Source organism: Holdemania filiformis, from assembly GCF_003459085.1.
GTDB classification, from domain to species: Bacteria; Bacillota_I; Bacilli_A; order Erysipelotrichales; family Erysipelotrichaceae; genus Holdemania; species Holdemania filiformis.
On the sequence record NZ_QRUP01000033.1, the window covers coordinates 16930 to 30868 of the forward strand.

The 13939-nt window shown below is 51.8% G+C and carries 11 protein-coding genes; all 11 read right to left on the minus strand.

All coding sequences use genetic code 11. The features are described from left to right. Positions 1-5: 5 nt before the first annotated feature. Positions 6-713 carry a hypothetical protein gene (locus tag DWY25_RS17095; RefSeq protein ID WP_117896270.1) on the minus strand — a complete coding sequence of 236 codons (708 nt, stop codon included), beginning with the start codon at positions 711-713 and terminating at the stop codon, positions 6-8. A gap of 235 nt (positions 714-948) precedes the next feature. Continuing rightward, on the minus strand, positions 949-1212 hold the full coding sequence (locus tag DWY25_RS17100) for a hypothetical protein (protein WP_006059811.1): 264 nt from the start codon (positions 1210-1212) through the stop codon (positions 949-951). A gap of 151 nt (positions 1213-1363) precedes the next feature. Continuing rightward, positions 1364-3319 (minus strand): S9 family peptidase, encoded by a 1956-nt coding sequence (locus DWY25_RS17105; RefSeq protein ID WP_006059812.1) that lies wholly within the window; start codon positions 3317-3319, stop codon positions 1364-1366. A gap of 98 nt (positions 3320-3417) precedes the next feature. Continuing rightward, positions 3418-3987: an HD-GYP domain-containing protein gene (locus DWY25_RS17110; RefSeq protein WP_006059813.1), complete on the minus strand. Its 570-nt coding sequence runs from the start codon at positions 3985-3987 to the stop codon at positions 3418-3420. Positions 3988-4375: 388 nt separating this feature from the next. Next, the gene (locus DWY25_RS17115; protein WP_006059815.1) at positions 4376-5551 is read right to left on the minus strand and encodes a MalY/PatB family protein; all 1176 of its coding nucleotides are present in this window, start codon (positions 5549-5551) and stop codon (positions 4376-4378) included. Between the two features lie 98 nt (positions 5552-5649). Continuing rightward, positions 5650-6192, minus strand: a complete 543-nt coding sequence (locus tag DWY25_RS17120) for a DUF3783 domain-containing protein (protein WP_006059816.1) — start codon at positions 6190-6192, stop codon at positions 5650-5652. Positions 6193-6328: 136 nt separating this feature from the next. Beyond that, complete coding sequence (gene nagA / locus DWY25_RS17125; RefSeq protein ID WP_117896272.1) at positions 6329-7495, minus strand: N-acetylglucosamine-6-phosphate deacetylase; 1167 nt, start codon at positions 7493-7495, stop codon at positions 6329-6331. Further along, the gene (gene deoC / locus DWY25_RS17130; protein WP_181981892.1) at positions 7492-8199 is read right to left on the minus strand and encodes a deoxyribose-phosphate aldolase; all 708 of its coding nucleotides are present in this window, start codon (positions 8197-8199) and stop codon (positions 7492-7494) included. Before deoC ends, nagA begins: the two co-directional genes overlap by 4 nt. Before the next feature lie 150 nt (positions 8200-8349). Continuing rightward, positions 8350-10737 carry a ribonucleoside triphosphate reductase gene (locus DWY25_RS17135; protein WP_117896276.1) on the minus strand — a complete coding sequence of 796 codons (2388 nt, stop codon included), beginning with the start codon at positions 10735-10737 and terminating at the stop codon, positions 8350-8352. A 22-nt stretch (positions 10738-10759) separates the two neighbouring features. Continuing rightward, on the minus strand, positions 10760-11905 hold the full coding sequence (locus tag DWY25_RS17140; protein ID WP_117896278.1) for an anaerobic ribonucleoside-triphosphate reductase activating protein: 1146 nt from the start codon (positions 11903-11905) through the stop codon (positions 10760-10762). A gap of 304 nt (positions 11906-12209) precedes the next feature. Next, a partial coding sequence (locus tag DWY25_RS17795; protein WP_117896280.1) for an FILTED domain-containing surface protein occupies positions 12210-13939 on the minus strand: 1730 nt, incomplete at its 5' end.

Below are 13939 nucleotides of genomic sequence, written 5' to 3' on the forward strand. Positions count from 1 at the left end.
AATGGTTAGCGGTATTCTTTAACCTTCCCCTGATGATTCACAAAGATCAGCGAAATGCCAAGGCGGCTTTTCATGTAATCGCTCAGCTGTTTCCATTCCTGTTTGGAGGAAATCTTGGATTCCATCAGAATCGAATATTTGGCGATATCCGGATCCATCCTTTTGATCAGCGAGTACATCTTCGAATTAAACGTCTGCTTCTTGCCGCGTTTTTCATAATCAACCTCAATCAGCCATTTTCCTTCCGGCGTCTGCACGAGGTAGGCGTCTTCCAATTCTTCGTAAGTCAGTTTTTTCTTATCCAGCCAGGTCTGCAGAGACTGGGTCATATATGCTTTGTTAAATTTAGCCTCCAGCTTTCCGGTCTTGGGATTACGCTTCAGACCCGGGGTTTTCTTCAATGTGGATCCGGCTTTGCGGCCGCGCTTTTTCGGAATATACGCGCTTTCACGGCTGTCCAGGTCATTCAGGTAATAACGAATCTTCATCTTTGTGCTGACATTTTTCTTGCCCGTCGGCGCAACGATCATTTCATCACCGCTGAGCATGCACTGGCGCATCGCGCTGCAGCAGGTAATCAGCGTCGCGTTGCCTTCGTTCAGCTTGCCCATCAGTTCTTTTGCCGAGCATTCCAAATAAGAATCGCCGGCTTGAGCCGCTTCGGTTTTCAGGTTCTCAATCAGCGATTTGTAATCTGTGATTTTAGCTCCCATTCCATTACTCCTTTAATTATAATTAACGCCAGGTAAATTATATCAGCAACCCCTATAATTGAAAATAACAAATTACAATAATTGTTCTGTTTTTACATAGAGAAAAGACTAAAAAAGTGACAGCCGTCACTTTTTCAGCCTTTCCTCTCAATTTAAAAAGTGCTTTTCAAATCATTCCAATCTTTTTCTCCGAATTTCCTCTGAATTTAATCCTTTAAGCTCACGGAAATAAATACTATTTCATCATTTGACAAGTTTTATTCCGTTCATCTTCATCAAACCGGATAAAAAATTCATGTAAGGACAGATCCAGAGCGCTTGCCAGCGCAAAGCAATCCTGCAGTGTTGCTTCTTCCTCCTTCCGTCTCAGCCGTTCCATCCAGTCGGGAGCTTGCCGGGCTTTGCGGCATAGCTCGGCCTCATCCATCCCCGTCTGGCGCATAACCTCCTTCAGCAGCATGATCGTCCAATCCTTTTCCACTGTGTTTTTTTCGTGCATTCGCAATACCTACCTTTCTTTGGAATTCATGTCTCCATAATTAATATTGCGGAAAAATCCAAAATGCCTTCCAAAAACGTTAAAAAAGTTAAAATTTTTCGTTTTTTACTGAAAAAGCCGCACAATTTAACCTGTGCGGCCGGTATGCAACTTATTTCAGATGGCTGTCCATCCAGTTCAGCGTTTCAGAATAGGAGCGTTCACGATGCGATGGCTTGCCGAAATTGTTCAGGCCATGGTGATCGCCGTCGAAGCAGACGACGCGGGTTTCCACGCCTTTGTCCATCAGCGCCGTGATCATCTGCAGACCATCGGACAGATGACAGCGGAAATCCGCCAGCGGCTGGATGAACAGCGTCGGCGTCACAGCGTTGCACGCGTATTTGAGCGGCGAACGATCCCAATAGGTCTGCGTTTTCTCAAAGATCGAGCCGCCCATCTGATCCGGAACAAATTCCATACTGATGTCGGACACGCCGTACATCGAAACCCAGTTGACAACGGAACACTGGCTGGAAGCCGCCTTAAAGCGGTCGGTATGACCGATGATCCAGTTGGTCATATAGCCGCCGTAGGAAACGCCGGTCACGCCCATCCGCTGCGGATCGATTTGCGGATAGCGCTTGAGTACTTCATCAGTGAAGTTCATGATATCTTCATAGTCGACCGTGCCGTGCTTTTCCCGGATTTCCGCGAATTCATTGCCGCGGCCGTCGGAGCCGATCGGATTGCAGAAGAAGACGAAGTAACCGGCGGAGGCCCACGTCTGCATATCAATGCCGAATGTCCCGTGATACGCCCCCTTCGGCCCGCCGTGAATTGTCAGAATCGCCGGATACGTCTTTTCCGGATCAAAATCAACCGGCTTCATGACCCAGCCGTCGACATCCCAATCATGGCTGGCGATGGTCAGCGGTTCGCATTCGCTGACCGATTTCGTCTGTAAGAACGAATGATTAAAATCGCTGAGGCAGCGGACTTCCCGCGTTTTCAGATCGATCATCCAGACTTCATCAAACTCCATTCCCTGTTTGCCGGAGATGACCGCCTGATCGCCATGGATGTCAAAGCTGCCGATATCGCCGTTCCAGTCGGACATCTTCTTTAGTTCGTTATCCGCGCCGAAACAGAACAGATTATTGGAAACGCGGTCGTTGCCGTTGATCCACAGCGCGCCGTCTTTCGGCTTGGCAAGATAGTAGGACAGATCCGCTTCCGCTAAGAGTGTCAGCGTGCCTGAAGCCGGATCGAGCTCATAGAAATTTGGATGTTCGTTCTGTCCCCAGATCTCGCCCTTGGCGGCGCAGAACAGGACCCGGCTGCCGTCGGTCGCGACATTCTGGCTGCGGTTGCCGAAGCCTTCGTTGACGTAGACTTGGCGGTTTTCGCCGGTATTCAGATCGTAGCACCAGACGTCCTTCTGCAGCTTGGTGCGCAGCGTGTACGCACAGCCGGAATAGTAGATTTTCTGATCGACGACGGCGCTGGCTTCCACCTGAAATAACGGATCGCTGCACGGGGTCAGCTCCGCTTTTTTCTCATCGTAGAGAAACAGCCGCGTGCGCATCTTGCTGGTAAAGCCCGGCGTCCCGTTGGACCAGAACGGAGTTTCGTCCAGGACGTGGAACTCGGCGTTCTTTTTCTTATCCTCGGCAACCTGCTTGCGCTCCTCGGCGCTCATCTTATAATAATCCGGCAAATTGGCGTCGCAGCGGGCCGTGACCAAATACAGGCCGTCCTTAATCTTTTCCAGCTTTCCCGCCTGAATTGGCAGCGTAAACGCCTTGACCGCCTCGCCGCCGTCCAGCCGTAAGCGGTAAACGCCGGTCAATTCCTCGCCGGCCTCAGCGCGCTTTTGATCCGCCGGATCGCGCAGCGATAAAAACATCAGCGTGTTCTCGTCGTCCCACAAATAGCTGCTTTCCTTGCCGAAGCTGGTCAGCTGACGGAATTCCCCGCCCTCGGCGCGGGCCCAGATTGTAAAGTCATAGCCGTCTTGTTCGTTGCAGGACTTGACGACGACGGCGATGTGCCGGCCGTCGGGCGAAAAGGTCACCTCGCTTAAGCCGCGAAGTTTTCTAAAATCGTTCAGTTCAAATTTTTCCATTCGAGTATCTCCTTCTGATCCTCAGTTTACAATGGGATGAAAGCGATGTCAATTTGAATCAGCCGACTTTCATTTATTATCATTTAATTTTCAAAGGGTTAACGCAGCGGCCGGTGCAGCGTGAGAAAGGAATCGGCCAATTCCGGATCGAATTGAGTTCCCCGGCCTTCTTCAATCCGGCGCAAAACCTCCCGCGGCGGCAGCGGATCATGATAGCGGCGGCGGCAGATCATCGCGTCGTAGGCATCCGCCAGTGCCAGCACGCGGGCCTCCTCGCAGATCTCCGACCTTTTTAACCCGACCGGATACCCGCCACCATCCCAGCGCTCATGATGCTGCAGAATCATCGGCGTCAGATCGTTCAGCGGCGTCGGACTGACCAGCCGCGCGCCCTCGGCCGGATGATTGCGCATCTGCCGCCATTCCTGCTCGTTCAGGCGGCCCGGTTTTAACAGTACGGCATCGGGCGTCGCCAGCTTGCCTAAGTCATGCAGCAGCGCCCCTTCTTTTATTTTACGGCAGCGATCCTCGGACCACGCCAGCTCCCGGGCCATTTCATAAGCGAGCCGGCTGACGCGCAGACTGTGGCGGCAGGTTTCCAGATCCCGCAAACGCAGCGCGGACAAATAGGCTTCGATGAACGCCTGCCGCGGCGATGTATATTTCATGTGCGATCCCGTCCTTCTTTTTCAGCAGTATGGACTAAAGACCGCGGCTTAAACTAACATTCAAAAGAAAGATACGCTTAAACCAAGATCTTTTCCCGGTCTAAGCAGACAGACACATGCATACCGGAAACATTCCAGGCAAAAAAACGATGAAAAAAAGATACGCCGGCAGAGAAAGGGAGGGCCTCTGACCGCGTATCGATTTAACAATATTATTTTATCATAGCCGCCTTGATTTTCGAGGCAATGTTTTTCCTGAATGAAAAGGAAAAATGGACGCAGAAATCAGGATCGGCCGCAATTTCATTTTTCCCGTTGCCGCTCTTCGCTCTTTTTAGGCAACACAAAAAGCGGCTGCAGCCGCTTTTTACTTCGCTTTACTCAGCTTTTATTTCTGATGCGCCAGAACCATTTTTTCCAGCTTTTCCAATCCCGTCTGCAGCTGGGCGCGCGGGCTGGCCAGATTCAGCCGCTCGAAGCCCAGATAGTCCTCGCCAAAGAATTTGCCTTCGGACAGATAGACGTGACCTTCCTCGATGCAGGTCTGGTTCAGTTTCTCCCACTCGATGCCGCAATCGCGCATATCCAGCCAGAAGAAATACGTTCCCTCCGGTTTGCGCGTTTTGATCATCGGCAGCCGCGTGCGGAAGAACTCGTCGGCGTAATCCCGGTTGGCCTTGATGTATTCCAGCAGCTGATCCATCCAGTCCTCAGAGAACTGATAGGCAGCCTTCATCGCTTCCAGCGCGAAGATATTGATGCTTGCGATGCCGACGTTGACAGCTTCGGCCTTAAACGCTTGGAACAGTTCCGGATTTTTGATGATCACGCCGGAGATTTTCAAGCCGGCCAGATTAAACGACTTCGTGCAGGAAACGCATGCGATCGTGTTCTGCCGGGTGTAGTCGTTAATGTTGATGATCGGCGTGAACTGACCGTCAAAGACGAAATCGGCGTGGATTTCATCAGCGATAATCTTCAGCTGATGCTTCTCACAGAACGCGGCGATCTGTTCCAGTTCCGTCTTCGTATAGACGCGGCCGGTCGGATTCTGCGGATTGCACAGAATGAAAATCTTCGTCTGCTCGTCAATTTTCTTCTCCATGTCCTCAAAGTCCAGCGTATAATAGCCATCCTCTTCGTGCATCGGACACAGCGTCGGCACGCGGCGGTTGGACAGCGTCTTGTCGACAAACGGTTCATAAGCCGGGGTCGGAATCAGAATCTTATCCCCTTCCTGGCTGAACAGCCGGATCGCGGCGGACACTGAATACATGACGCCGGTCGACATCATCATCATTTCCGGATCCGCACCGTATTGATAGCGGCGGTTAAACCAGTCCGCCATGACCTGCGTATAAATCGGACCGCGTTCCGTATATCCGTAAGCCGGGCACTCCATGCGCTTTTTCAGCGCGGCCTGGATCGGATCGGAAACCGCGAAATCCATATCCGCGATCCACAACGGCGTCACGTCGGGAATATCCAGCGTTTCCTGTACGACATACCATTTTGTGGCGTCAGTATGGCTGCGGTCGGTCACTTGATCAAAATTATATTTCATATTTATTCACCTCTGCTCTCCCAGTTTAGCATAATTTATTCAAGAATGGTAGCTTACCTGCGAGTTTTTAAGTCAAAATCAAAAAGGGAGAATGAAATTCATTCCCCCATCGCCTGCGTCAGTTCACTCAGCGTCTGATCGAGCTGAGCCTCGTCAAAGCGGCCGCTCTTTAACAACATGTAGCCTTTCATCAGCGCGATATTCAGGCGTTCCGCCTGCTCTGCCGGCCAGGTTTTCAAATCCAGCTGATCTGCGCGGCGCAGAATCGCGGCGACCTGCTCGGCCTTGGCAAACAGCTGATGTTCCTTCATCACTTCGCCAAACAGCGTTTCCAGCGTCCACAGACGGTTGTGCTCGGTCACGAACATCTTGATCGGATCAAAGTGCCAGTGCGCCTGTTCGCCCGCGCTTAAAATCTGCTTCATCTCTTCATCGCTCAGCTCGTCCATCAACATAAACGAAATATCAAACCGCGTGCAGTCCTGATTGCTGGCAGGCTGCCGCTGCAGGATCTCTTCGACCGTCATCTTCAGCATGCCGTCATCGAGCAAACCCAGCTCGATGTTCATCGGGGCGGTGATTGTCTCTAAAATATGTTGATCGACATCGTCGATGTTATAACAATAAATCGCTTTTTTCATAGTTTCATGCCTCCAGTGGTTTGTATTATACCCGAAGCTGGAAAGAATATCCAATCCTAAACTCAAAAATTTATTTTTTTACCCTGGAAAGCACTTTCGGTTTCCCGACGCTCTTACAATGAATAGAACCTGCGGATTAACGGCGGTAAACCCAGCGGCCCTCGACCATCGTCGCGCGGCATTGCCACTGCTTGTCAAACAGCGCCAGATCGGCGTCCATCCCGGCTGCCAGGCGGCCCTTACGATTTTCCGCCTGAGCTAAGAAAGCCGGGTTCACGCACGCCATCTGAACCAGCTCGCACGGTGTGCAGCCGCACATCTCGCCCATCATCCGCACTGCGTCGTTCATCCCGATCGCCGATCCCGCGCGCCGGCCGGTTTCCACCACCTGAACATGCTGGCCGTGCTTGCGGCAATGCAGTCCGCTGAACTCGAAGTCGCCGTCCGGCATCCCTTTGCCCAGCATCGCGTCGGTGATCAGCACCAGCCGCTGAGGACCGAAATGCTTCCACGTCATCCGCACAACCTCGGGATCGACATGGAAGCCGTCCGCGATCAGCTCCGCCTTCATCCCTTCCTCTAAAAACGCGCCCGTAACCGTGCCGGGATCGCGATGCAGATGCTGACTCATCGCATTGTATAAATGGGTGAAGCCGGCAGCCCCGGCAAGACTGGCACGGTGAACGTCGGCGCTGGTCGCGTTGGTATGACCGACCATCACGGTGATTCCCGCCTGCACCGCAGCCTGGATCAAGCCGTCCATACCTTTCCGCTCCGGTGCGACCGTCATCACTTTCAAGCGTCCCTGAGCCGCTTCGACCATCTCCTGCAGTTCCTTTAACGACGGATCGCGCAGGTAGCGTTCATCCATCAGCGCCTTATAATCCGGGCTTAAATACGGACCTTCCGAATGAATGCCCAACATCGCGGCCCCCGGCAAATCCGTCACTATCGCCAAGCCGCGCAGAATTTCCAGCAGTCTTTCGTGCGATACGACTGTCAGCGAAGCCATGAAGGCTGTACAGCCGTCCATCGCGACGTTGCGGCTCACCGCTTCCGCCGCCTCAGCCTTCCCGCTGATCAGATCTTCCCCGGCCGCCCCGTGGATGTGGATGTCGATCAAGCCCGGCGTCAGCCTCAACCCTTCCGCGTCGATGACCTCGTCCGCATTCTCCGCCTGCGCCGTCCACTCGGCTTCCGGCATCAACGCAACGATCTTTCCCTCCTCGACCAGCACCGCGCCGCAGGGAATCTCGCGAAATCCGTCGGCGATCACCTGGGCGTTATGGATCAGCGTTTTCACAGCGTACCGCCTTCTTCCAGCAGCTTCCGGGCTTCTTCCATGATCTTAATCGACGAGGAGGTGCCGAAACGCGTCGCGCCCGCTTTCTTCATTTCCAGCAGCGTCGCTAAGGAACGGATGCCGCCGGCCGCCTTGACCTGAACGTCCTCACCCGCTTCATGCTTCATGATAAACACGTCCTTGGCCGTCGCCCCGGCCGGACCGAAACCGGTCGAGGTCTTGATGAAGTCCGGCTTCACCTCGCGAGCAATCTGCGCCAGACGGATGATTTCTTCCTCGCTCAGATAGCATGTTTCAAAGATGACCTTGCAGATCTTGCCATATTGGTGACACAGCCGCGTGATCCGATCCATCTCTTTGCGCACCAGATCCCAGTTGCCGCTTTTCAGCTCCGTCAGATTGACGACATAATCGATCTCGTCTGCGCCCTGGCGGATGGCATGCTCCGTTTCCAGCAGCTTGATATTCAGTTCAGTCTGGCCCAGCGGAAAGCTGATCGCTGCTCCGACATGCACGCCGCTGCCCTTTAAGGCATGATGGCATAACGTCACCTGGCAGGAGTTGATCGCGATCATCTTGAAATGATAATCCCGGCACTCCTGGCAAACCTCCAGCACTTTCTGTTTTGTCGCGTTCGGCTTGAGTATCGTATGGTCGATCATCCCGGCCAATTCGCGCAGCTGCGCCTCTAACTTTTCTTCCATCTTCCTGTTCCTCGCTTTCTTTTCAATCTTCGTTCTGTCTGCTTTCATTATAGCGAAGCGCTTTCATGAATGCCAGTATTATTCATAGATTGACACAATTTTCAGAATAAAAAATCCCATCCTCCTGACATTGGAAAATGGGATTGTTCCTCAGCGCTGCCGCGTGATATAGTCCTGCACGTTATTCGTCTTGTAGACGCAGTTGGAATTCTGATCTACGACGACCAGCGTCGGCGCCTGCATGATCGAGAAGCGTTCGCTGAGCTGTGCCTGTTCCTGCGCGTCGATCAGTTCATAGGCGATTCCGGCTTTGTCCAGCAGCCGACCGGCCATCTTGCAATTCGGGCAGGTTTTCGTCGTAAACAACAGGACACGGCCTTCCGCGGAAGAAGACGGCACACTCTTTTCCTCACGGCTTTCCGGCTGGACCGGTGCTTCTTTCAGCGCCTGGCGGCCTTTCAGCACGGAATGACCGATATCGTAAACCTTGCGTTCCTTGTATTCCTGCGTCTTGCCAGCATTCCAGTTCTGAACCGGCCGGTAGTAACCCGTGATCCGGCTGTAAACCTCGGTTGTACGGCCGCAGATCGGGCAGACATACTGCTCGCCCGCGATATAACCGTGGTCTTTGCAGATCGAATACGTCGGAGACAATGTATAATAAGGCAGTTTATAATTCTGGGAAATCTTGCGGACTAAGGAAGCGGCAGCTTTCCAGTCCGGCAGCTTTTCACCTAAGAAAGCATGGAAGACGGTACCGGATGTATACAGTGTCTGCAGCTCGTCCTGAACGTCCAGCGCCTCGAAGATATCCTCGGTATAACCGACCGGCAAATGCGAGCTGTTGGTGTAATACGGCGTATTGCCTTCCTCCGTCGCGGTGATGATGTCCGGATACAGCTGCTTGTCATGCTTGGCCAGACGATAGGTCGTCGATTCCGCCGGCGTGGCTTCCAGGTTATACAGATCACCGTATTCTTCCTGGTACACAACTAACCGTTCACGCATGTGATTCAGCACTTCCTTGGCGAATTCCTGCGTTTCCTTATGCGTCAGATCGGCGCGCAGCCAGGCCGCGTTCAGTCCGACCTCGTTCATGCCGATCAGCCCGATCGTTGAGAAATGATTGTCGAACGATCCGAGGTACCGGCGCGTATACGGATACAGGCCTTCGTTGAGCAGCTTGGTGATGATCTGACGCTTAACCTTGAGCGAGCGCGCGGAGATGTCCATTAAGCGGTCCAGCCGGGCGTAGAAATCGTCTTTGTCCTTAGCCAGGTAGGCGATGCGCGGCAGGTTGATCGTCACGACGCCGACCGAACCGGTGCTTTCACCGCTGCCGAAGAAGCCTCCGGACTTCCGCCGCAGTTCGCGCAGATCCAGCCGCAGACGGCAGCACATGCTGCGGACATCGCTGGGCTGCATGTCGCTGTTGACATAGTTGGAGAAATACGGCGTGCCGTACTTCGAGGTCATCTCAAACAACAATTTATTATTTTCGGTATCCGACCAGTCGAAATCCTTTGTGATTGAATACGTCGGAATCGGATATTGAAAGCCGCGGCCGTTGGCGTCGCCCTCAATCATGATCTCAATGAAGGCCTTGTTGACCAGATCCATTTCTTTCTGGCAGTCGCCATAGGTGAAATCCTGCGGCTGACCGCCGATAATTGCCGGCTGCTGCGCTAAATCGGAAGGAACGACCCAATCCAGGGTAATGTTGGAAAACGGCGCCTGCGTGCCCCAGCGGCTCGGGGTGTTCACGCCGTAGACAAACGACTCGACGCATTTCTTCACTTCATCATAGCTCAGATGATCGACCTTGACAAACGGCGCCAGGTAGGTGTCAAACGAGGAGAACGCCTGCGCGCCTGCCCATTCGTTCTGCATGATGCCCAGGAAGTTAACCATCTGATTGCACAGCGAAGCCAGATGCTTGGCCGGCTTGGAAGTGATTTTGCCCGGCACGCCGCCTAAGCCTTCCAGAATCAGCTGCTTCAGCGACCAGCCGGCGCAGTAGCCTGTCAGCATCGAAAGATCGTGCAGATGGATATCACCGCTGCGGTGCGCGTTGGCGATTTCCTCGTCATAGATCTCCGAAAGCCAGTAGTTCGCAGTGATCGCGCCGCTGTTGTTCAGAATCAAACCGCCGACCGAATAGGTCACGGTTGAATTTTCTTTCACCCGCCAGTCCGTCGCTTTGACATAGCTGTCGACCAGCTCTTTATAATCGAGGATTGTCGATTTCATATTGCGGATTTTTTCACGCTGCTTGCGATACAGAATGTACGCCTTGGCGACGTCGGAATATCCGGACTGAATCAGAATCGATTCCACGCTGTCCTGAATGTCTTCGACCTGAATCAGATCGTTTTTGATCTTGCCTTCAAAATCCGCGGTCACCCGCAGGGCAAGCATATCGATCACGCTGGGATGATACTGCTTCTGCTGAGCCTCGAAGGCTTTGGTGATGGCCAGTGAAATCTTGCTGATATCAAATTCCGTAATCATGCCGTCGCGTTTTACTACTTTATACATACTTCTCTACCCTTTCTTCCCTCTACAATCCCCGGAGCTCGGTGTCCGGCACCCATGGAAGCAAAATCCTCCGGAACGCTTCCATCTCTTCTTTTGTGCAGGCGTGCAGCCCCGGCTGGATCACCCGCTCGCTGTCGACAAACTGCTGCAGAACCAGCTTGCGTGCGCCCTTGACCCATTCACCCAAGCGCCGCATATCCTCCGCGGTATGCAGCTCTTTGACCACCGTCGTTCTGAATTCATACGGGATTTTCCCCCGCATTAACAACGCGACGCTTTTTTCAATCGCGGCAAGATCCAGCTTGGCCAGGCCGACCGTTTCGCCATAGCGTTCGCGGCAGTTCTTTAAGTCCATCGCCACGTAATCGACCAGCCCTTCGTCGATCAGATGCTCTAAGCGGTCTGGAAAACTGCCGTTGGTATCCAGCTTGACCGGATAGTCCAGCTCCTTGATCTGCCGTAAGAAGGCCTCGATCCCCGGCTGCAGCAGCGGTTCACCGCCGCTGATACAAATCCCTTCCAGAATTCCCTGCCGCCGATTTAAGAAATCAAACAATTCTTCCTTGGGAATCTGCGCCATATTTTCCGCCAGAAACACCAGATCAGAGTTCTGACAGAACGGACAACGGAAGTTACAGCCGCCGGTAAACAAGGTACTCGCAATTTTTCCCGGATAGTCAAGCAGCGTCATCTTCTGAATTCCAAAAATACCCACGCCTTCTAATTCCGGTTCTTCTTCCGCCAAATAATCCAGCGCGTTCGCGACCGCCTTACTTTGCAGCTTCTCAAACAACGCCGCTTCCGCTTCGCTCATGTTCTGCGTGATCTGATCCCACCATTGTTGGCGGATCAGGTAGATCTGACCGATAATCTCTTTCGCTTTCGCCGTTGTACGCAGCGTCCGCACGCGTTTATCCGCCGGACTGACCTCAATCGTAACGTAACCGACTTCTTCCAGCCGCTGAACACCTTTGGTGACGGTTCCTTTGTCGTAACAGCCCAGCTGCGCCAGACCGTTCATCGTAATGCCTTCGTTCTCATAAATGAAAATTAAAAACGGAAGCTGACCAGATCCCAGCTGATAGGCGTCCAGGACTTTATCGTAGTATTTTTGCGAACAGCGATATAAAATGGACGAATCCGTTAACAGCCGTCCTGTCTTTTCCATCCCCTCACCTCGATTAGTTGAAAATTCAACTATTAAGATGATAGCACGGATAACCTGGACCATCAAGCCTTGTAAACTTGAATTTTTTATTCAAATTTCGACTGAGTTCACTCAAAAGAACTAAGTCCTTTAACCAAGCCTGTTTCCACAGGTTAGCTCAAACTAAGTTAAAGATAATTTTCATTTTTCCAAATTCTGGATTTTTATGTAAACTTGTTTTCAACCTCATTGACGGTTATTCCATTCCTTGAAAGCAAAAGAAAAGCCGAGCCTGAGCTCGACCTTTCTCTATCGTTTGTGATAATTACGCCTGTGTTTGTTCTTCGTCATCCTCATCTTCATGCCATCTTCTGCCTAAGTACAGCGTTACGGCATTGATCAGGAAGAAGACAACCATCAACAGCGTCCACTTATCAACCAAGACCATCGGCAGCCGCATGTTTTCGGTCAGGACGAAGACGATGACCGAGATGACAGCCGTCAAGCCCGAGATCCACTTGTAGATTCTCTTGCGCTTCAACTGTTCCGGATCTTCTTCTTCATTCATCGCTACGGTCTGATTCTGATCTTCCTCGTCGTCATCCTCTTTCGAGTGCTTCGCGAAAATCAGGAACAGCGCCGCTAACAAGCCAAGCAAGCTGGCGATCAGGTTGATCAGAGCCCAAGAACCCTTATGGCCGACCTGCGGCTGTTCTGGTTCTTCGATCTCTTCGACTTCCGGTGTCGGTGTCGGAGTTACTTCTCCGCCGCCTTCCGGTGTTGTCGGTTCAACGATGACTTCTTCTTCCGGCTGCGGTTCAGGATTAACTGGACCTGGTCCCGGAGGTACAACTGGTACTGGCGGAACGACTGGCGCTAAGCAAGCCTGCGCTTCTTCATTCCATTCCGTGCCTGCCGGACAGCCTGGGTTAACAGGATCCGGATCTGCTGGATTTGCTGTAAAGGTAATCGTGAAAGTAATATCCTCTGTCAGATCCAACGCCGTAGTCGGAGCCATCGGACTCCAAGTACCGCCCTGATATCCGTTATTCGGACTTGCCTTCGCAATTTGATCTTCGCTCAGATGAGCAATGCCATCAACCGCATATTCACCATTCTCGTTGACCTTATTCAAGGTAAACGGACCCTGGTTAGCGGTAATCGTACCATTCACTGCGTTGTAGTTTACATGAATCTGATACTTATCCGGAATCTCGTCATGATTTTCATCAGCGCTGTAGTAAACGTTGACGATCATTCCTTCTTCCGTGATTGCTTTGCTTTCCGCATGGGTGTAAACGTAATCTTCGATGTCTATCTTATAATCTTCACCGTTGATCGTGTCTCCATGCTTCGCTGGAACTTCCTTCGCTGTTCCGATTTCAGCCTTCGTCTCTTCATCAATGTACTTCACTGTCGCTTGGTATTCATTGATGACGAATGTCGCTACGAATTTCATATCTTCATTCAATGCGATTTCTGTTGTCGGTTTTTCTGGTGTCCAGCCTGTCAGATGATAACCCAAATTCGGTTCAACTGTTGCGATCTGATTTTCAGCCAGATAAGCGACTCCGTCCATTGCATATTCATGGTTGGCATTGTATTTCGTCAATACAAATGGTCCCTGATTAGCAACAACTTTACCGTTTACTGCGTCATACGTAACTGTGATTTGATATTTATCTGCGATTCCATCTCCTTCTTCAGGGTCTTTCTCACCGATATTATCTGCATCATAGTAGAACGTAATTGTCAGATTTTCAGCTGGCATGGTTCCCGTAATGTTTCCTTCTTCATCTGCCTGCAATGTCGATTCATCAACACTGTCAACTTCGATATTCGACAGAACGAAATTACCATTTGCATTTTCTGGGCCTCTTGGAGATTCAGCAATAACGGACAGGTAATCACGTTTCTCGTCAGCCTTCGTCGTTGTCAGTTCTTCAACAACATTGTTATCAGCATCTCGATAAACATGGGAAACTTTGTAGTTATAGGATTTAACGTCATAGTTGACTTTGATGACCGCTCCATTGGCGATCTGTGCTGGAACTT

Coding starts and splice junctions, on each gene's coding strand:
- DWY25_RS17100 (WP_006059811.1), bottom strand. CDS start 1,212: ATGCACGAAAAAAACACAGTGGAAAAGGATTGGACGATCATGCTGCTG.
- DWY25_RS17115 (WP_006059815.1), bottom strand. CDS start 5,551: ATGAAATATAATTTTGATCAAGTGACCGACCGCAGCCATACTGACGCC.
- DWY25_RS17105 (WP_006059812.1), bottom strand. CDS start 3,319: ATGGAAAAATTTGAACTGAACGATTTTAGAAAACTTCGCGGCTTAAGC.
- deoC (WP_181981892.1), bottom strand. CDS start 8,199: ATGGAAGAAAAGTTAGAGGCGCAGCTGCGCGAATTGGCCGGGATGATC.
- DWY25_RS17140 (WP_117896278.1), bottom strand. CDS start 11,905: ATGGAAAAGACAGGACGGCTGTTAACGGATTCGTCCATTTTATATCGC.
- DWY25_RS17135 (WP_117896276.1), bottom strand. CDS start 10,737: ATGTATAAAGTAGTAAAACGCGACGGCATGATTACGGAATTTGATATC.
- DWY25_RS17095 (WP_117896270.1), bottom strand. CDS start 713: ATGGGAGCTAAAATCACAGATTACAAATCGCTGATTGAGAACCTGAAA.
- DWY25_RS17110 (WP_006059813.1), bottom strand. CDS start 3,987: ATGAAATATACATCGCCGCGGCAGGCGTTCATCGAAGCCTATTTGTCC.
- DWY25_RS17120 (WP_006059816.1), bottom strand. CDS start 6,192: ATGAAAAAAGCGATTTATTGTTATAACATCGACGATGTCGATCAACAT.